Consider the following 17,866-nt stretch of genomic DNA (forward strand, 5'->3'; position numbering starts at 1 on the left):
ATCCTGTTGCGTACAGCGCAGAACAGCAGGGTAAGCGGCCAACCATGCCGCGTCCACCCTGCTGTCAGCACGGATTATTCGGTGTCGGACACGCGGGACGGCATGGCCGCCAATGCCTGCAACAGCAGGCCTTCGTCGGCACCATCCAACAGCTTGGCATCGGACAGCATGCGCCGCCACTGGCGTGCACCCGGCATACCCTGGAACAAACCCAGTATATGGCGGGCAATATTACGCAGCTTGTGGCCCTCGGCCAGACGGGCCCGGATATAGGGCAGCATGGCATCCACCACCTGCTGGCGGGTCACCGCGGTGCTGTCATCACCATAGAAAACAGCATCCCACCCGGCCATCAGCCAGGGGTTGTGATAAGCCTCGCGCCCCACCATCACCCCATCGACATGGCGCAGGTGTTCGGCGATTTCGGCATTGGTTTTTACCCCGCCATTGATCAGGATTTCCAGTTCCGGTCTTTCCTGCTTCAGGCGGTAGACATAGTCGTATTTGAGCGGCGGGATTTCGCGGTTTTCCTTGGGGCTGAGGCCCTTGAGGATGGCATTGCGCGCATGCACGATAAAGGTGTTGCAACCGGCGGCAGCCACCTGGTCGACAAAACCGGCCAGGTAGTCGTAATGCTCGATCTGGTCGATACCGATGCGGTGCTTGACGGTGACGTCGATGTCCACCACATCGCGCATGGCCTTGACGCAGTCGGCCACCAGTTGCGGCTCGGCCATCAGGCAGGCACCAAACGCCCCCTTCTGGACCCGCTCGGACGGGCAGCCGACGTTGAGGTTCACCTCGTCATAACCCCACTGCTGCGCCAACCGCGCGCACTGCGCCAGCTCGGACGGCTCAGAGCCACCCAGTTGCAGGGCCACCGGGTGTTCGGCTTCGTCAAAGCGCAAATGCCGCTCCACATCGCCATACAGCAGCGCACCAGTGGTGACCATTTCGGTATACAGCCAGGTGTGGCGGCTGATTTGCCGGGCAAAGTAACGGTAGTGGCGGTCGGTCCAGTCCAGCATCGGGGCGACAGACAGACGGCGTGAGGGCAAAACGGGCTTGGTGGCGTTCATCGTGGTCAGGGCTAGTGGGCCCGGCCTTGCAGGCCGGGGTGCATCAGAGGGCAGCGGCTGCTGACATGCTGCAAAAACAGAGACTTAACAGGGCGCACATTATCCGGCGCGCTCTGGTGCAGGGTCAAGCCTCGTCATGGTCAAAGCAGGCGGACAAAGAAAAACCTCCGCGGCAGGCGGGCTGCTGGCGGAGGTTTGATCTGACGTGAGCAGGACTCAGAGCATCCAGCCGATATGGGCCGGTACCTGGCCATCCACCGCCATCATCACCGACAGTGCAGTAACGGTGATGATGGAGAAGAAGAATACCTGACGCGCCCAGACGCGGTCGTCAGTGCTTTCCTTGTAACCGGACAGCGCCATCTTCAGCCACCACAGGCTGGTGGCACAGGCCACGGCCAGGTAGCCATAACCGGCGTAGCCGTAGAACACCAACAGCAAGGTGGCAACGGCAAAGGCCAGGATGTACAGCACAATCTGCTGCTTGGCCTCGGAAATGCCCTTCACCACCGGCAGCACCGGAATCCTGGCCGCTTCGTAGTCCTTGAAGCGGAAGATGGCGATGGCATAGGAGTGCGGCATCTGCCACAGGCAGAACATCAGCAGCAGGATGGCAGCACCGCTGTCAAAGCGGCCGCTGGCGGCACAGTAGCCCGCCACCGGCGGTACTGCGCCGGACAGGCTGCCCACCAGGGTGCCGTATACCGACTTGCGCTTCATGTACAGGCTGTACACGCCAACATAGATCACGAAGCCAAACGCAGCACAGGCCAGCGCCAGCATATTGGTCCAGATGGCCAGCGTGGCAAAGCCGGCAACACCCAGCACAAAACCATGTGCCAGCGCTGCCTTGGGGCTCATGTCGCCGGTCACCAGCACCCGTTTCTGGGTGCGGGCCATGCGTGCGTCGATATCGCGGTCGATGCAGTTGTTGATGGCGCAGCCGGAAGCCACCACCAGCGACAACCCGGCCACCGTGGCCAGCAGCAGGGTCCAGTCCAGACGACCCTGCGATGCCAGCAAGAAACCACCCACGGTGGAGATGAGGTTGCCGAAGATGATGCCCGGCTTGGTCACCTGCAAATAGCGCTTGAGTTTCATCACGTCCCGGCTCAGCGCAACATCAGTGCATCGGCGGTGGAGATGATCCACACCGACAGGCCAACCAGCATCACGATGATCATCGCGGTGAACAGGAAGGAGAAGCTGTTGAGCTTGCCTTCCTTGGTGAAGTTCAGATGCAGGAAGTACTTGAGGTGCACGATGATCTGCACCACGGCGAAGCCGAAGATGCCGATAACGGTGGCCTGCTTGGTGAAGCTGCCGCTCATCACCATCCAGAACGGAATGGCGGTGAGGATGACAGCCAGCACGAAACCGGTGAGGTAGCTTTTTACGCTGCCGTGGTCGGCGGCGTGTTCATGAGCCTGACTCATTACATGGCTCCTTTCAGGTACACGACGGTAAACACGCAGATCCACACGATGTCCAGGAAGTGCCAGAACAGGCTGAGGCAGCTCAGGCGGGTCATGGCGCGGCCGGTCAGGCCGGTCTTGGCCACTTCGAACATCATCACCGCCATCCACAGCAAGCCGGCGGTCACGTGCAGGCCGTGCAGGCCAACCAGGCCGAAGAAGGACGACAGGAAGGCGCTGACATTCGGGCCATGGCCTTCGGCGATCAGATTATGAAACTCGTTCACTTCCATGCCGATGAACACGGCACCGCAGGCAAAGGTAACGGCCAGCCAGCCCAGCACGGCCGACTTGTTGCCCTTGTAACCGGCAATCATGGCAAAACCGTAGGTGATGGAGGACAGCAGCAGGGCTGCGGTTTCACCCATCACATAAGGCAGCTCGAAGATTTCCTTGCCCGAAACACCGGTGGCGATATTGCGATACAGCACTGCATAAGCCGCAAAAGCCGTGGCGAACAGAATGCAGTCGGTCATCAGATAGAACCAGAAGCCCAGCACGGTTTGCGAACCGCTGTCGTGGTGCTCGTGGTCATCATGCGCGTCGTGCGCGTGTTCTACATAAGTACTCATCTTGGCTCAACCTGTTAAGCAGTAGTGGTGGGACGGCTGCCACGACGCGGCTTGTCAGCATCGCGTTCGCTGTAGTTGTCCACATCAATGCCCATTTGTTCAAAGTGGGCACGCTCGATTGCTTCCACTTCATCCGGCTGTACGTAGTAGTCCAGATTGTTGTCGTAGGCGCGGGCCAGCATGGCACCGATGATGCCCACCAGGCCGACAATCGCCAGCCACCAGATATGCCAGATCAAGGCAAAACCCAGCAGGGTGGTGAAGCCGCCGATGTACACGCCGGTGGCGGTGTTGCTCGGCATGTGGATCGGTGCGTACTTCTGCGGCACCTTGTAAGCCTCGCCCTTTTCCTTCATGTCGGTGAAGGCGTCGATATCATGCACATGCGGCACAACGGCAAAGTTGTAGAACGGCGGCGGGGAGGAAGTGGACCATTCCAGGGTATGGCCATTCCACGGGTCGCCGGTCACGTCGGCCAGTTTCTTGCGGTCGCGGATGCTCACCACGATCTGCAGCAGCTGGCAGCCGATACCGCAGGCAATCAGCACGGCACCCACGCAGGCAATGTACAGCCACGGGTCCCAAGCCGGATTATCAGTATGGTTCAGACGACGGGTCATGCCCAGGAAGCCCAGGATGTACAGCGGGATAAAGGCAAACATGAAGCCGCTCTGCCAGAACCAGAAGGCTGCCTTGCCCAGCTTTTCATTCAGCTTGAAGCCGAAGGCCTTGGGGAACCAGTAGGAGAAACCAGCCAGATAGCCGAATACCGCGCCACCGATGATGGTGTTGTGGAAGTGGGCAATCAGGAACAGGCTGTTGTGCAGCACGAAGTCGGCACCCGGAACGGCCATCAGCACGCCGGTCATGCCGCCGATGGAGAAGGTCACCATGAAGCCCATGGTCCACAGTACCGGCGGTGTAAAGCGGATACGACCCTGATACATGGTGAACAGCCAGTTGAACAGCTTCACGCCGGTCGGCACCGAAATCACCATGGTGGCGATACCGAAGAAGGCGTTCACATCCGCACCGGAACCCATGGTGAAGAAGTGGTGCAGCCACACCATGAAGCCCAGCACCGAAATCACGCCACTGGCGACGATCATGGAGGTATGGCCAAACAGGCGCTTGCCGGAGAAGGTGGAGATGACTTCGGAGAAGATACCGAAAGCCGGCAGCACCAGAATGTAAACTTCAGGATGGCCCCAGGCCCAGAACAGGTTCAGGTACATCATGGCGTTGCCACCGGCTTCCGCGGTAAAGAAGTGGAAGTCCAGGTAGCGGTCCAGGCTCAGCATGGCCAGGGCGCCGGTCAGGATGGGGAAGGAAGCCACGATCAGCACGTTGGCCCAGGTGCAGGTCCAGGTGAAGATCGGCATTTGCATCAGCTTCATGCCCGGTGCGCGCATCTTGATGATGGTGACCAGGAAGTTGATCGCCGTCAGCGTCGTCCCTATACCGGATATCTGTAGCGCCCAGGTGTAGTAATCCACCCCCACATCAGGACTGAACCCCAGCTCGGACAGCGGCGGATAGGCCACCCAGCCGGTACGGGCAAAGTTACCCACACCCAGCGACAGGTTGACCAGGATCACCGCCGACACCAGCAACCAGAAGCTCAGCGAGTTCAGGAAGGGGAAGGCCACGTCGCGTGCGCCGATTTGCAGCGGCACCACGATGTTCATCAGGCCGGTCATGAAAGGCATGGCCATGAAGATGATCATGATCACACCGTGCGCGGTGAAGATCTGGTCATAGTGTTCTGGCGGAAATACCCCCAGATGCCCGTCGGTGGCCAGCGCCAACTGGGTACGCATCATCAGTGCATCGGCAAAGCCGCGCAGCAGCATGATCATGGCGACGACGATGTACATCACGCCAATCTTCTTGTGGTCGACCGAAGTCAGCCACTCTTTCCACAAATAGCCCCATTTACCAAATTTGGTAATGAGCGCCAGCACCACCAGGCCCAGCAGGCCGGCGCCAGACAGCGCGGCCACAATGATGGGTTCCTTGTAGGGGATGGCATCCAGAGTCAGTTTGCCTAACAACATCGATTATTACTCCTTGACGGCCGGGGTTTCGCACAGACGCTTGGTCAGCGCGGCCAGCTTCAGTTCGTCGTCGGTGGCAGCCAGCGACTGGCGGCCTGCCATGTACTTGTGCAGCACGGCATCAAACAGACGCGGTTCCGGCATGTTGTAGAACGCCACCGGATTGTTCTCGCTCGGCTTGGCCAGCGCGAGATAGGCATCTGCATTCAAGGACTTGCCAGCAGCACGCACCTTCTGTACCCAGGCATCAAACTGCTCGGGCGTTTCGGTGGCAATGGCATTGAACTTCATGCCGGAGAAACCGGCGCCGCTGTAGTTGGACGACATGCCCTTGTAGGTACCGGCTTCATTGGCGATCAGATGCAGCTTGGTTTCCATGCCGGCCATGGCGTAAATCTGGCCACCCAGCTGCGGGATGAAGAAGGAGTTCATCGCGGCATCGGAAGTGATGCGGAAGTTAACCGGTACGTTCTTGGGGAAGGCCAGCTGGTTGACGGTGGCGATGTTCAGATCCGGGTAGATGAACAGCCACTTCCAGTTCATGGCAACCACCTGCACGTTGATCGGCTTCTTGTCCGAATCCAGCGGGCGGTACGGGTCCAGCTTGTGCGTGGTGTTCCAGGTCACCACGGCCAGACAGCTGACGATGATGATGGGAATGATCCAGACCACGGCCTCGATCTTGTTGGAGTGGGACCACTTGGGCGTGTAGATGGCGTCCTTGTTGCTGGCACGATACTTCCAGGCAAACAGGAAAGTCATCACGATGACCGGAATGACAACCAGCAACATCAGCACAGTGGCGGTGATGATCAGGGATTTCTCATCCGCTGCGACCTGCCCTTTCGGGTCAAGAATGCCACCCTGACAACCGGTGAGCAGTGCAGTCACGACTGGAGAAAGCCCCCACAACAGGCGGGTGGGTCTAGAGTTTCTCATCATACGACTTTACAGGTTAAAGATTCCTTGCTCGCCGCGGCGAGGGACGGCGTCATGTCAGCAGACGCCATCGTTCATGTCGGATGCGGGAGCCCCGCATCAGGAACAAGGCCGTCACATGCGACCTCGTTACCGTTGAATACCGTTTGACTACCATTCCACACGACACTGCAGCCGTGTCATGACCCGTCGCCGCACACGCGGCACACCACTCGAATGCCGGGAGTGGACCGGGTCGCCGGTGCCATCTGTCCTGGGTGGACCTGCTTGAAGAAAACGCGCGTCGTCACCATCTGCCACCTGCCTGATTTGCGGCATGGGCTGACAAGACTGCGACAATTTGTCACAGTGACGGGCGCGCTATTAAAAATCAGTTTTATTCACCTTAGCAAGCTGTCAGCGACTCTCCATTGGTATAAACACGCGCCAAAGTGGTGCATGTTTGATGTGTATCAATGCACAAATGTCAGATTTATTGCAGTAGCAGCAACGCTTTAAGCCATGTGCATTCGCGGTGCAGCGCAGCATTCCGACCGTTACATTTCGTTGCAAAAAAGTTCCGCTTGCGTAACGCCACAGCTACAGGCAATGAAAAACCGCCGCTTGCAAACGCAAGGCGGCGGCTGGTGATCGGGGATCTGGTTTGTCGTGCGTCAGCTCAGCGTTCCAGCTCCAGAATGGCTTCCATATCCTGGTCTACCTTGCGCATGCGCTCGTAAAGTTCGCCGGTACTGCCCACCATCTGGTCCAGCTGCTCCTGACTGCTGTTGGACGAAGTGGTCAACTTGCCCAGCAAGTTCACCACCTGCTGCATTTCGCCGGCAAAGCTGCTGACATGCTCGCTCATCAGCCGCATGTCCACGCCCACTTGCGCCACGCCGCTCATCACGTGTTCCACTGCGCCACCGGTTGCATCCAGATTGGACTGGGTGTTGTTGGCCAGCTTGCGCACCTCGTCCGCCACCACGGCAAAACCACGACCGGCTTCACCGGCACGGGCGGCTTCGATCGCCGCATTCAGGGCCAGCAGATTGGTCTGCTCGGCAATCTTCTTGATCATCAGCATCACATCGCCAATCTGGCGTGCATCTTTCTCCAGCTCGACAATGCGCAGGCTGACATTGGCTGAGGTCTTGTTGCCCTGCTCCACGCTGCCGGAGAAGCGCGAGATCTCGCTCTGGATGGCAATCAGGTGGGTCACCAGCTCGGCCGAGGCCTGGCGGAACATCGGCAGGCTTTCCATCAACTGGCTGGCAAAGCTCTTGTAGCCTTGCAATTCGTGAATCACCTGCGACTTCATCCGGTCGATACAGCGGGCGCGAGACACTTCACGGCTGGCAAAATAGTTCTTGAAGTTGGCGTAATGAACGGGAAAACGCTGGATGAAGTCATCCTGGAAGCCGTCGCGCGCCGGGTAGAAAAACACTGCGGTCTGGGTCTGGTTGATATTGACCCCCAGCAACTCGCCAAACGAAGAAAAACCGGCCACCGGGATATCGCCGTAGACATTACTGCCGGACAGCGCGTTGCTGTTGTTGAGCCGGCGCAGGATGCAGTCGTTGAGCAGGCCACCGATAGCAGGCGGCTTGCCCTGGGTAAAGCGGCTGAAATCGCTCTGGGTTCTTTCCACCAGCCCTTCCTGTTTGAGCAGGTGCAGCTCTTCGCCAAAGCTCAGGTCACAGGCGAAGTGCAAGACACCGTTCTGGGCATCCACACTCAGTACCGAGCGCACGAACATATCGTTCTTGATCTTGATGCCAAAGCTGTACTTGGCCAGTCTGTCACCCACTTCGCCCGGGCTGCAGGAGAAGTGACGCGCCAGCACTTCCACCACATTGGCCACCTTGCCGTCCCGGTCGAATACCGACTCTACGGTGCGCAGTTCGGCACTGGCTTTGGCAATGGTGAAAGCTGTACCGGTTTCCTGGAAGTTCTGCGACTTGAACACGCCGTAGCGATAGGCCGGAGACAGCTTGATGAACACCAGTACCGCATGACCATCGCGCACGCTCTGGCCGTCATGCAGGCGGGTCATGGAAAAATCCAGCGGACCACCAGCCGAACCACCGATGAACAGGTAGGGGAAGCGTTCCGATTCGTACACGGCTTCCATCAGATAGCTTTCACTGCTGGACAGGCCGTCCACCAGGGTCAGCACGAAGCCGTCCTGATAGCTCATGGAAAAGCCGGGCTGCACGCGAGACAAGTTGTCCATGATGCGGCGCACCCGCTCGTCACGCCCCATCTTGTTCTGGCCCGCCTTCAGGTCCTCACAGCCCAGGGGCACGCTGGCCACATGCACGGCAGACAGGATTTGCTTGTCAAACAGCTGGAACACCATGCTGTCCCAACCCGGATTGGCCGGAAGATACAGCGGGTCGTTTGCCTTGAGCGAACACAGTTCGCCCGCAGTGGTGGTCAGCACCACCTTGGCACCGGGAAAGGCGGCGGCGGCGCTACGCGCTACCTGGTCCAGATTGGCTGCCGGATTGATAAAGCCAAGTACCAGGGCGATGTCGTCCCGGCTGGCGGCACGCAGGTCGTTATCTACCGAAGAGGTGCGGCTGCGGATGACCTGGATGGGCGCAGAGCCCTGCTTGCCCGGCTCGCTTTGAATGGTGGGTTTATTGCGCTTGAAAAACATCCTGACACTCTCCCGTTGGCAATGTGAATCATTATTATTTTCATGCTTATGACATGGTTTGAAATGAATATTAGCAAGAAAAACCGTATATTCCAGCCGGTTATTAGGAATATTCTGATCTACCTCAGATTCAAGTCCTCGTGCTGCACGGTTGAGTCTGAGTCGGCCTCAGGCCATACTCCCCCCGTATTGTGTCAACCGGATGGATGAGCAGGCATGACCTACCGTATCGTATTTGTTGAAGATGACCCTGATCTGGCCGAATTGATCAGCGATTTTCTGGCCCGCCACGAAATGGACGTCGTGATAGAGCCGCGTGGTGATACGGCGCTGGCCACCATTGAAAGAGAAGCACCGGACATGGTGCTGCTGGACATCATGCTGCCGGGCAAGGATGGCTTGTCCATCTGCCGCGAGCTACGACCCAACTTTGACGGCCCCATCATCATGCTGACCTCGCTGGACAGCGACATGAACCAGATTCTGGGGCTGGAACTGGGCGCCAATGACTACATCCTGAAAACCACGCCGCCGTCGGTGCTGGTGGCCCGCTTGCGCTCACAGCTGCGCAATATGCGCCCGGCCCAGGCCGCCAGCGAGAGCGCACCGGTCAAGACCCAGCGCAAACTGGTATTCGGCCAGCTGTCCATCGACCCGGTCAGCCGGGATGTGGTGCTGGGCAAGGAAAAGGTGGCACTGTCCACCTCCGACTTCGACTTGCTGTGGTTGCTGGCCAATCATGCCGGCGAAACACTCAACCGCGACATCCTGCTCAAGGAAATGCGCGGTGTCAGCTATGACGGACTGGATCGCAGCATTGACGTGGCCATTTCCCGCCTGCGCAAAAAGCTGGGCGACAACCCCACCGAGCCTTTCCGCATCAAGACCGTGCGCAACCGGGGCTACCTGTTCTCCTTGTCCGGCTGGGAATAAAGCATGCGTCGTCTGTTCATCCAGTTTTACCTGCTGCTGGTCACTTGTTTCATGGTGGCGGTGGTGATGGTTGGCGCGGTTTACAAACAGGCGGTTGACGATGTGGGCGAGCGCTATCTGTCTGACTTGCTGCGCACCACCCTGTCGCTGATCGAAGCCGACCTGCACGGTGTGCCGGAAGATCGCTGGACCGAAACCCTGCAAAGCTCCAACCATGACTTCACCTTCAAGGTGACGGTGGAAAAGCAGAGCAACTACTTGCTGGATGAAGAGTCGGAAGAAGCTCTCAACAATGGCGAAATCGTCATGCTGGAGGACAAATACCTGTTCCTGCAGAAGATTGAGGACAGCAATTACTTGCTGGTAGCCGGCCCCTTGCGCTACCTGTTCTTCCTACATCAGCTCAAGTCGGTGGATTACGCCTTGCTGGCCTTACTGGGTTTGTCACTGGCCATTCCGGTGTTCTTGTGGATGCAGCCGCACTGGAAAGACCTGGTCACCCTGGAAAAAACTGCCGGCAAACTGGCTGGCGGCGATTTTTCCGCCCGGGTGCATTTGCCCAGCCGTTCCGGTGTACGCCAGGTCGGTGTGGCGTTCAACCATATGGCAGACAGCATTGCCGCCCTGCTGGCCAGCAAGAAGGCACTGACCAATGCGGTGGCGCACGAACTGCGCACCCCGCTGGCACGCTTGCGCTACCGGCTGGCCCTGCTGGAAGGCGATGAGGACTCCCCGGCCAAGAAAGCCATCGAAAAAGACCTGTCCGCCATTGACTCGCTGGTAGAGGAACTGCTGTTTCATGCCAAGCTGGACCGGCCGGAAGCACCGTTGCAGCTGACGCAGTTTGATGCCGTCAGCTGGGCACGCGAGCGCATTCATGAGCAAGCCACGCTGGCCCCGGAACTGAACTGGCTGGAACCGGCGGAAGAAACGCTGAACTTTCTGGCTGACCAGTATCTGGTCACCCGCGCGCTGGACAACTTCCTGTCCAATGCCCGCCGCTATGCCAACAGTACGATCCAGACCACGCTGCGCATGGAAGACCGCAACTGCATCATCATGGTGGACGATGACGGCCCGGGTATTCCGGAAGAAGACCGGGACCGGGTGTTTGACCCCTTCATCCGGCTGGATGAAAGCCGTGGCCGCAAGACGGGTGGTCACGGGCTGGGACTGGCCATTGTTGCCGGCATTGCGCGGCTGCACCATGGCGAGGTGAAAGTGGAAACCTCACCCTTGGGTGGCGCACGCTTCATCATTCGTTGGCCAACATGAGAATGTACATTTAGTTACATTGAGAAACATGGCGTGGGTAGACGTTGCCGTGCAGCACCGTTAGGATGCCCCCCTGAATAGGACTATCTGTCCGCCTTCAAACTTGATTTTCAAGATGAACTTAGGAGTTTTACAAAAATGAAAAAGCTGGCTCTGCTCGCTCTGACCGCCGCCTTTGGCCTGACCTCCACTGCTTCCTTCGCCGCTGATACCTCCGCTCCGGTAGCTATCCACAAGGCCAAGAAGGCTGAGAAGAAAGTAAAGAAAGACGCTTCCGCTCAGAAGGCTCAAGCCGCAGAAGCTTCCGCTCCGGCCAAGAAAGCCAAAAAGTAGCCAAGAAAGACGCTTCTGCTCAGAAAGCTCAAGCTGCTGAAGCTTCCGCTCCGGCCAAGAAAGCCAAGAAAGTAGCCAAGAAAGACGCTTCCGCTCAGAAAGCTCAAGCTGCTGACGCTTCCGCTCCGGCCAAGAAAGCTCACAAAAAGCACGCCAAAAAGCACGCTGCCAAGAAAGTAGACGCTTCCGCTCAGAAAGCCCAAGCTGCTGAAGCTTCCGCTCCGGCAAAAAAGGCTAAAAAAGCCGCTTCCGCTGCCAAGTAATTCGCACGGATACGACAGCTGACCCCGGTTGGCTGTGAGTCTTACCTTCGGGGCGCTTCGGCGCCCCGATTGCATTGGAACCCACCCTATGTTGCGCACTACCCTGCTTGCCCTGAGTCTTTGTTTGCTCCCCCTGGCTGCACAGGCCAAACCCACGGCCGAACAACTGGTGTTGTTTTTCGGCAAGGATGATCGCGTCAAGACCGACCCGGACAGCGGCGTGTGGCAGGCTGTCGGGCAACTGGAAACCAAGAGCCATCTGGTGTGCACTGCCACGCTGGTGGCAGAGGATGTGGTGGTGACCGCCGGGCATTGCTTCATCAACAAGCATGGGCGTTTCGACCCGGCCATCAGCTTTACGGTTGGCCTGGCCGGTAATGAATACAGCGAGCAAAGCGCCATCCGCGAAGTGCAAGTGGACAAGACTTTTCTGGCCGGATTGGAGCATCGTCCGGACGGTACCTATATTCCCAAGAAAATCGCCGGGCGCGATTTTGCCTTTGTCCGGCTCAGTCAGCCGCTGGGCCGCAGCCGCGGCGTGATTCCGGTATTTGCCGGCGACAGCCAGGCGCTGAAACAGCAGCTGCAAGGCATCCACAACACGGTTACCAACGGCGGTTATCCGCTGGATGACCTCACCCACCTGCTGGTTCACAATAATTGCCAGGCGACCGGCCTGCTGGCCGATGGCCGCCTGACCCACCGCTGCGACACGCTGGAAGGCAACAGCGGTTCGCCCATTCTGGCACGCATCAATGGTCGCATGACGCTGATCGGCATCCAGAGTTCGGCCCCGGTGGCAGCGCGCCGCCGCAAGGAAGACAATATGGCGCTGTCCAGCCCGGTGTTCTACCAGCAGCTGCAGCAGTTCATCCAGCAAGGCCGTACCCGGAAATGACAACAGGGGCCGCAGCCCCTGTCGAACATAGCGCCAGCGTCTGTTACTGGCTTACAGGTCGAGCGCCTGTCGTTGCAGGGCGATCAGTTCGCTGATGCCTTTTTTGGCCAGGCGCATCATGGCGGCCATTTCTTCCTCGCTGAACGGTTCCCCCTCAGCCGTGCCTTGCACTTCGACAAAGCGGCCATTGCCGGTCATCACCACATTCATGTCGGTTTCGCAGTCGGAATCTTCCAGATAATCCAGATCCAGCACCACTTCCCCCTGGTGGATGCCCACGGAAATGGCGGCCACGAAATCGCGCAGCGGGCTTTGTGTCAGCTTGCCCTGGGCGATCAGGCCGCTGATGGCATCATGCAGTGCGACAAAAGCACCGGTGATGCTGGCAGTACGGGTGCCACCATCCGCCTGAATCACGTCGCAGTCGATCTGGATCTGGCGTTCGCCGAGTTTTTCCATATCCACCACCGCACGCAGCGAACGGCCGATCAGACGCTGGATTTCCTGAGTACGGCCGCTTTGCTTGCCTGCTGCTGATTCGCGCCGCATGCGACTGCCGGTGGAGCGTGGCAGCATGCCGTATTCCGCCGTCACCCAGCCCTTGCCCTTGCCTTTCAGAAAACCCGGTACCGACTCTTCCACGCTGGCCGTGCAAATGACTTTGGTATCGCCGAATTCAACCAGTACCGAGCCCTCGGCATGCTTGGTGTAATGGCGGGTAAGACGAACGGTACGCAAGGCGTCGTTATTTCGTTGAGAAGGTCGCATCTTCGGTGTCCTGTATGAAACAAAAACAGGTGATCTCCTGCGACATCACCTGTCTGATGAAAATTCGGAAGGCGGTCTCAGTCTGGTTTGCTACCCAGGATTTCCTGATGCATCAGCTCCAGATTGGGGTCGAGAATCTGGCGGCCGGCATAACGCGGCGGCGTGACCAGTGTATCGAGCGTATCGGGCTTGCCCGCCAGTTCGGCGCCATCATCCAGCAAGGTTACTGCCACTGCGGACAAGTTATCGCCATTGCTGCCGGCGCGCCGCTCGGCCACATTCATCAGGGCCGGCATCACCTGGCCTACCGCCCGGCCGATAAACACCTTCTCCATCTCGCTATCGCTGATCTGCGACCACAGGCCGTCAGTACACAGCAGCACCGAACAACCGGGCTGCAGCAACTGCTTTTCACCAATGTCGATATCCGGATCGGTAGTGGCACCCAGGCAGTTGTAGATCTTGTTGCGCTCAGGATGGGTTCGCGCCCCCTCTTCGGTCAGCTTGCCCTGGTCGATCAGACGCTGGACCTGTGAGTGGTCGCGCGAGCGCAAGCGCATGCCCTGCTTGCCGTCCAGCAGGTAGAGCCGCGAGTCGCCCACATGGCACCAGTGCAACATGCCCTGCTGGATGATGGCGGCCACTACCGTGGTACTGGGAATTTCCGGCAGGCGGTGATCTGCCGCATAGTCCAGAATGGCCTGATGCGTGGAGCTGATGGCATTCACCAGAAAGCGGTTGGGATGGGACAGGCTGGGCGTTGCCTGCTGGTAAAACAGCTCGCTCATCAGGTCGATGGTGATTTGTGCGGCCACCTCGCCTTGCAAGTGTCCGCCCATGCCATCGGCCACCACCAGCATTACCGCCTCGCGCGAGTGGGCAATGACCTGGCGGTCCTGATTGTAGGAGCGGCCTCCGATGCGGCTTTCCTGATACAGGGATAATTTCATCGCATGCTCCTCAGGAAGAACGGCCGCCGGCCAGGCCCTTGATCCAGCCTACCAGCCGCCTGGCCGCCACGGCGGGCTCCGGCATCGGTTCGGGTTGGCTGTAACTGGTATCCAGCAAACTTTTTTGTATGGCCAATACGGTGGAAGGACGGGCATCCGGTGCCAGGTTGAGGCATTGGTCGGTCAATTCGAGCAACTCTTTGGAATAATAGTGGCGAAACAGCTTGCTGGCCGGTACCAGTTTGTCCGCTTGCAAGCGCTGCTGGGCTGCCTGCGGAGTGCTGCCACCCATGCAGACATACAGGCAGGCACCAACGGCGTAGATATCGGTCCACGGGCCAAGCGGCTGGTCTTTTTCATATTGTTCCGGCGCAGCAAAGCCGGGGGTGTACATGGAGGCGAAATGCTTGTCGCGCCGTGACAGGGTTTGCCGGGCTGCGCCGAAATCCAGCAGCAGCGGATAGCCGCTACGGCGCAGGTAGATATTGGCCGGCTTGATGTCCAGGTGCAGCAGGCGGTGCAAATGCACTTCGCGCAGGCCGGACAGCAAGGCAGCAAACCATTTGCGTATCCGGCGCTCTTCCAGGCGCCCGCCGGTCAGTTCCAGCTCGCGCCCCAGCGAGCGGCCATCGGCATATTCCATCACCATGTAAACGGTCTGGTTGGCACGGAAAAAATTGCTCACGTGCACCACGCTCTTGTGGCTGATTTCCGCCAGGATACGGCCTTCTTCAAAAAAGCATTTCAGGCCCAGATTGAAGGCGTCGCGGTCCAGTTCGTGCGGAACCGTCACCATGCCCTCTTCATCCCGCTGGGCCAGGTTGCGCGGCAGGTATTCCTTGATGGCGTATTTGCGGTCTGCATCGTCCAGCGCCAGGTAAACGACGCTGAAACCACCGACAGAGAGCTGGCGGACAATGGTGTACTCGGCCAGGCGATAACCTACCGGCAAGGCAGTCAGTTGGCTGGATTGAGTCATGACATGGCAGTTGCTATAGTATTCGTTGGCCCGGAATTGAGCATGCACAGCAATTCGGGCCCTGTTCTGAATTTTAATGACACCACAAGCGGGGGCCCACAATGATCCTAAGTATGACAGGCTTTGCATCCATCAGCAGAGACTTTCCCGGCGGTTTGCTCAGCCTGGAAGTCCGTGCAGTGAATCACCGGTATCTTGATGTCCAGATGCGCCTGCCCGAAGAATTGCGCATCATCGAGCCACAGCTGCGTGAGATGGTGGCATCACGCGTCAGCCGTGGCAAGCTGGAATGTCGTGTCGGTCTCAATCAGTTGGAGGCCGATAATCCGACACTGGAACTGAACAGCGACTTCCTGGCCAGCCTGCTGCAAGTGGCCGCCCAGGTTGAACAGCAAGCGCCTCAGGCCAAGGGCCTGTCTGTGGGTGAGCTGCTGCGCTGGCCAGGCATTCTCAAAACCAACACCCTGGCACCGGAAGTACTGCAGCAACTGTGCCTGCAAAGCCTGACCACCGCCCTGGAGGACTTCAATGCCTCCCGCGCGCGGGAAGGTGAAAAGCTCAAGCAGATCCTGCATGACCGCGTTGCCGCGATGGAGGGCATCATTGCCACCATCAAGCCCAAGCTGCCCCTGATTCTGGATGCCTACATGAACAAGCTGTCCAGCCGCCTGCAAGATGCGCTGGGCAATGTGGAAGATGACCGCATCAAGCAGGAATTCGCCCTGTTTGCCCAGAAGATTGACGTGGATGAAGAGCTGTCCCGCCTGACCACCCACCTGAGCGAAGTCAAGCGCATCCTCAAGGCGGGCGGCCAGACCGGCAAACGACTGGATTTCCTGATGCAGGAACTGAACCGTGAAGCCAACACGCTGGGTTCCAAGTCGGTTTCCACCGAAACCACCCAGGCATCTGTCGAGTTGAAGGTGCTGATTGAGCAGATGCGCGAGCAGATCCAGAACATCGAGTAAAGCAGCGTCTGCTGCCACGCGCTGGCAGTGAATCAAGCCAAGCCCCGCCAGCCGGGGCTTTTTTGCGCGTTTTTTCCGCCGCGGCAGCCTTACCTTTCTTTACCTGCCAGGCCGGCAACGCGTGCTGCCCCAGCCCTTAGAATGCGCACTGGCATAGAGGGAGGCATCATGCGGAAACAATGGTTGATGATGGCGGCAGCGCTCAGCATGACGGGCTGCAGCTATGGCGACATGCTGGACACCATTCCGGCAGACCGTCATCAGCCCTATGTTCCCAGCCTGTCACGGCAGGCCGTCCGCTTAGCGGTTTCCCCGGCAGAGCAGCACTTCCTGCAGGCCGAAGGCTGCCAGCAATGCCGGGCAGCCGACCAGTTCCATCGCTTCATCCATGACGACCCGGCGGTGCGCAAATCGCGTTTGCCGCGCAACCCCTTATTGGCCAGTGATGCCGGTGATGCAAAACGTCAGTGGGTGGATGAAGCCCGTACCGCTGTCTATTTCTCCCGGCATATCCGGCTGGCTGACGGGCAAAGCCTGTTCCAGCTGATCAGCCAATGCAGCAATGGGTGGGACAATCCGGCCACCGTCGCCACCTTCAGGCACCCGGCGGGAAAAGAAGCCGGGTTTGACATCGAATACCTGATACGCTTCAAGAAATACGGTCAGCCCATCGCCCTGGAAGTACGAGCGGCCTTCCTGCGTCAGGGGGCGCTGATCATTGCCAACAGCAGCTTTGCCGAAGCACTGCTCAATGCCCCGGACTTCATGCAGCAATACCAGTTACGCTGCTGGCAGGATTAGCCAGGCCCGGTGCACGGCCTGGTTTGCATTTATTTACTTCTTCGCGCCGGTCTGCGCGGCACGCCAGCGTCTGGGGCACGTTAAGATGCGGGCATCATTCATGCCTCGCTGGCGGACCCTGCCTGTAATGCTGCACTTCTCTTTTCCGACATCCATCTTTTCCCCCATCCGTCTGGCCAGACTAGCCTGCCTGCTGCTGTGCACGGCCTTGTTGCCCGCCTGCACCACGACCGACTATACGATGTTCGAATACCGCAATGGCAGCAAGATCATTGACGGCGAAGGCGGCAGCAAACGGACCGTGGACGGGGTGGAAATCTGGGATGCTGGCGATCCGCCGCACCGTTACCGCATCATGGGCATGATACGGGTGAGCGATTACGACATGGCCTATGTCAACACCACCATGCTGCATGCCCTTGCCCAGCAGGTCAGGCGCTCTGGAGGCTCGGCCGCCATTCTGCTCAACAGCCATGGCGGCATGCGCACCGCGATAGACAGCATGACCTGGCATGAACGTCTGGGCACACCGCAGGAAAATGGCTATCGCATTCTGCGGGCACTGGTGGTGCAATATCTGCCGGACCAGGCAGCCACGCCCTTGGCAGCATCCGCTCCGCTAACCAGTAAACCGGCCAAAGCACTCAAGGCGGTTCGCTAAGCTGCTTGACCAGCAAATCCGCCGCCACACTGTCAAACTGCGGGTCTTGCTGATGGGCACACAGTGCAGCGCCAACGGCAATCAGGCGTTCCAGCTCAGTCACCGTCAGCTTGCCGGCAATGGCCACCAGCGCCTGCGCCAGCATCAAGGGAATGGACGTCAGGCTGACCGGCTCGGCTGGCGGGTGCTGGCGCATCAGGTTGAGGATATCAATCGCATCCATGTCGCTCTCCTGCGGACCTGTCATCAGGTCATGAGCAGTTAGAGTGGC

18 protein-coding genes and 1 pseudogene are annotated in these 17,866 nt (G+C 58.8%); 7 read left to right on the forward strand and 12 right to left on the reverse strand.

The features are described from left to right. Positions 1–74: 74 nt before the first annotated feature. The 8 genes and pseudogenes from dusA to AWT75_RS23750 all read right to left on the reverse strand — a co-directional run. On the reverse strand, positions 75–1,079 hold the full coding sequence (dusA, locus tag AWT75_RS01440) for a tRNA dihydrouridine(20/20a) synthase DusA (protein WP_062786444.1): 1,005 nt from the start codon (positions 1,077–1,079) through the stop codon (positions 75–77). 216 nt (positions 1,080–1,295) lie between these two features. Then, positions 1,296–2,180 (reverse strand): heme o synthase, encoded by an 885-nt coding sequence (cyoE, locus tag AWT75_RS01445; protein WP_062786447.1) that lies wholly within the window; start codon positions 2,178–2,180, stop codon positions 1,296–1,298. A gap of 11 nt (positions 2,181–2,191) precedes the next feature. Next, positions 2,192–2,515 carry a cytochrome o ubiquinol oxidase subunit IV gene (gene cyoD / locus AWT75_RS01450; RefSeq protein ID WP_045847667.1) on the reverse strand — a complete coding sequence of 108 codons (324 nt, stop codon included), beginning with the start codon at positions 2,513–2,515 and terminating at the stop codon, positions 2,192–2,194. Further along, positions 2,515–3,126 carry a cytochrome o ubiquinol oxidase subunit III gene (gene cyoC, locus AWT75_RS01455; protein ID WP_045847668.1) on the reverse strand — a complete coding sequence of 204 codons (612 nt, stop codon included), beginning with the start codon at positions 3,124–3,126 and terminating at the stop codon, positions 2,515–2,517. The genes cyoD and cyoC overlap by 1 nt, the downstream gene beginning before the upstream one ends. A 14-nt stretch (positions 3,127–3,140) precedes the next feature. Continuing rightward, a complete protein-coding gene (gene cyoB / locus AWT75_RS01460) occupies positions 3,141–5,183 on the reverse strand; it encodes a cytochrome o ubiquinol oxidase subunit I (RefSeq protein ID WP_045847669.1) in 2,043 nt (680 codons plus the stop codon). Positions 5,184–5,189: 6 nt separating this feature from the next. Further along, the gene (gene cyoA / locus AWT75_RS01465) at positions 5,190–6,074 is read right to left on the reverse strand and encodes a ubiquinol oxidase subunit II (RefSeq protein ID WP_231588899.1); all 885 of its coding nucleotides are present in this window, start codon (positions 6,072–6,074) and stop codon (positions 5,190–5,192) included. 706 nt (positions 6,075–6,780) lie between these two features. Next, positions 6,781–7,422 (reverse strand): methyl-accepting chemotaxis protein, encoded by a 642-nt coding sequence (locus AWT75_RS23745; RefSeq protein ID WP_420835413.1) that lies wholly within the window; start codon positions 7,420–7,422, stop codon positions 6,781–6,783. A 171-nt stretch (positions 7,423–7,593) separates the two neighbouring features. Further along, positions 7,594–8,766 (reverse strand): annotated as a pseudogene (locus AWT75_RS23750) (FIST signal transduction protein); the annotation flags it as partial. Positions 8,767–8,982: 216 nt separating this feature from the next. Between AWT75_RS23750 and rstA the strand changes: the two are divergent. The 4 genes from rstA (at position 8,983) to AWT75_RS01490 (ending at position 12,468) form a co-directional block, all read left to right on the forward strand. Next, a complete protein-coding gene (gene rstA, locus AWT75_RS01475) occupies positions 8,983–9,699 on the forward strand; it encodes a two-component system response regulator RstA (RefSeq protein ID WP_045847672.1) in 717 nt (238 codons plus the stop codon). A gap of 3 nt (positions 9,700–9,702) precedes the next feature. Then, complete coding sequence (gene rstB / locus AWT75_RS01480) at positions 9,703–10,974, forward strand: two-component system sensor histidine kinase RstB (protein ID WP_062786453.1); 1,272 nt, start codon at positions 9,703–9,705, stop codon at positions 10,972–10,974. A gap of 138 nt (positions 10,975–11,112) precedes the next feature. Continuing rightward, on the forward strand, positions 11,113–11,307 hold the full coding sequence (locus AWT75_RS22005) for a hypothetical protein (RefSeq protein WP_062786456.1): 195 nt from the start codon (positions 11,113–11,115) through the stop codon (positions 11,305–11,307). A gap of 351 nt (positions 11,308–11,658) precedes the next feature. Continuing rightward, entirely contained in the window at positions 11,659–12,468 is an 810-nt protein-coding gene (locus AWT75_RS01490) for a trypsin-like serine peptidase (protein WP_062786460.1), read from the forward strand. A 51-nt stretch (positions 12,469–12,519) separates the two neighbouring features. Here the strand turns inward: AWT75_RS01490 and rph are convergent, their stop codons facing one another. The 3 genes from rph to AWT75_RS01505 form a co-directional block, all read right to left on the reverse strand. Next, a complete protein-coding gene (rph, locus tag AWT75_RS01495; protein WP_045846821.1) occupies positions 12,520–13,236 on the reverse strand; it encodes a ribonuclease PH in 717 nt (238 codons plus the stop codon). 77 nt (positions 13,237–13,313) lie between these two features. Further along, complete coding sequence (locus AWT75_RS01500; protein WP_045846820.1) at positions 13,314–14,186, reverse strand: PP2C family protein-serine/threonine phosphatase; 873 nt, start codon at positions 14,184–14,186, stop codon at positions 13,314–13,316. Between the two features lie 10 nt (positions 14,187–14,196). Then, positions 14,197–15,165, reverse strand: coding sequence for a serine/threonine-protein kinase (locus AWT75_RS01505; RefSeq protein ID WP_062786463.1), 969 nt, complete (start codon positions 15,163–15,165; stop codon positions 14,197–14,199). A 101-nt stretch (positions 15,166–15,266) separates the two neighbouring features. Here AWT75_RS01505 and AWT75_RS01510 point away from each other — a divergent pair, with 101 nt between their 5' ends. The 3 genes from AWT75_RS01510 to AWT75_RS01520 all read left to right on the forward strand — a co-directional run bounded on the left by AWT75_RS01510 (position 15,267) and on the right by AWT75_RS01520 (position 17,595). Then, on the forward strand, positions 15,267–16,133 hold the full coding sequence (locus AWT75_RS01510) for a YicC/YloC family endoribonuclease (RefSeq protein ID WP_062786467.1): 867 nt from the start codon (positions 15,267–15,269) through the stop codon (positions 16,131–16,133). Between the two features lie 168 nt (positions 16,134–16,301). After that, positions 16,302–16,934, forward strand: a complete 633-nt coding sequence (locus AWT75_RS01515; protein WP_153013205.1) for a hypothetical protein — start codon at positions 16,302–16,304, stop codon at positions 16,932–16,934. Between the two features lie 127 nt (positions 16,935–17,061). Continuing rightward, the gene (locus AWT75_RS01520; RefSeq protein ID WP_062786477.1) at positions 17,062–17,595 is read left to right on the forward strand and encodes a hypothetical protein; all 534 of its coding nucleotides are present in this window, start codon (positions 17,062–17,064) and stop codon (positions 17,593–17,595) included. Here AWT75_RS01520 and AWT75_RS01525 read toward each other — a convergent pair. Then, a complete protein-coding gene (locus AWT75_RS01525; RefSeq protein WP_045846816.1) occupies positions 17,579–17,818 on the reverse strand; it encodes a hypothetical protein in 240 nt (79 codons plus the stop codon). The two genes, AWT75_RS01520 and AWT75_RS01525, sit on opposite strands and share 17 nt — an antisense overlap. Between the last annotated feature and the right edge of the window lie 48 nt (positions 17,819–17,866).

Origin of the sequence: Aquitalea pelogenes (genome assembly GCF_001515305.1) — a bacterium.
Classification (GTDB): domain Bacteria; phylum Pseudomonadota; class Gammaproteobacteria; order Burkholderiales; family Chromobacteriaceae; genus Aquitalea; species Aquitalea pelogenes.